The organism is Acinetobacter sp. B51(2017) (assembly GCF_003711395.1).
In the GTDB taxonomy this organism is placed as follows: domain Bacteria; phylum Pseudomonadota; class Gammaproteobacteria; order Pseudomonadales; family Moraxellaceae; genus Acinetobacter.
Window position 1 is genome coordinate 1 of the sequence record NZ_PJRJ01000088.1, and the last position, 1038, is coordinate 1038.

The 1038-nt window shown below is 42.1% G+C and carries 1 pseudogene; it reads right to left on the minus strand.

The features are described 5' to 3' along the window. Nucleotides 1-51 precede the first annotated feature (51 nt). Nucleotides 52-984: pseudogene (locus CYK47_RS15235) on the minus strand (IS5 family transposase). Nucleotides 985-1038 lie beyond the last annotated feature (54 nt).

Sequence of the window (1038 nt, forward strand, 5' to 3'; positions counted from 1 at the left end):
GGCTTTGTTGCACAAAGATTTGAAATACAAAGCCCCCTAATTGAGCCAAATTTAAGGCGTAACTTGGGTAAGTGGTCGACCTAATTTCGTAAATCTGTTGAGGACTGCTACACGTGCATGAATTTCATTCACCTGACTAGAAAAGCTTCTTGCCATTAATTTATCGCCTAATAATTTGATGCAATGCATCTTGGTTTCCACCAAACTGCGGCGATGATAGCCTGACCATTTTTTCCATAATGTCCTGCCTAAACGTTTAACTGTTCGAAGTCATTCATTTCGCGCTAGCGAGCTGATCTTTGTATCTTTCCATGGTTTCGCATTTTTTCTAGGTGGAATCACCGCATGCGCTTGCCGATCTGCAATGACCTGACGGCATTGCTTGGTGTCATAAGCCCCATCGGTATAAACAGAGTCAATCTGCTCATCTTGTGGAATCTGATCGAGTAAATCACCAAGCACTTGTGAATCACTCACATTATTTGTAGTGAGTTGAATGGCGCGTATTTGAAGGGTTTTAGCATCTATACCAATATGAAGTTTACGCCATTGGCGACGATATTCAGGTCCATGTTTCTTGCGTTTCCATTCGCCCTCACCTAGAAACTTCATGCCTGTAGAGTCTATGAGTAGATGCAGCCCATCGCTACTTTTTTGGTAGCTGATAGCAATATCAATATGCTTTTGTCTTCTACAAAGCGTACTGTAATCTGGTGCGGTCCAATTTAATCCACAAAGTTTAATCAGACTTTGCACAAAGCCAGTGACCATACGTAAAGATAGACGGAATAAGGATTTAATCATTAAGCAGCATTGGATAGCTGCGTCGGAGTAGGTTTGTTTTCGCCCTTGTTTGCCTTTTGATGGAGCATACCATTGCGTAGCAGGATCAAACCAAATGGCAATATTTCCGCGACTCATGAGTGCTCGGTTATATGCGGGCCAATTGGTTGTGCGGTAGATTTTGTGTGTAGGCTTCTTCATTTGAAAATTATATCGCTGAAAAAGCCTTTACAGATAGGTTTGTGCAACAATGCC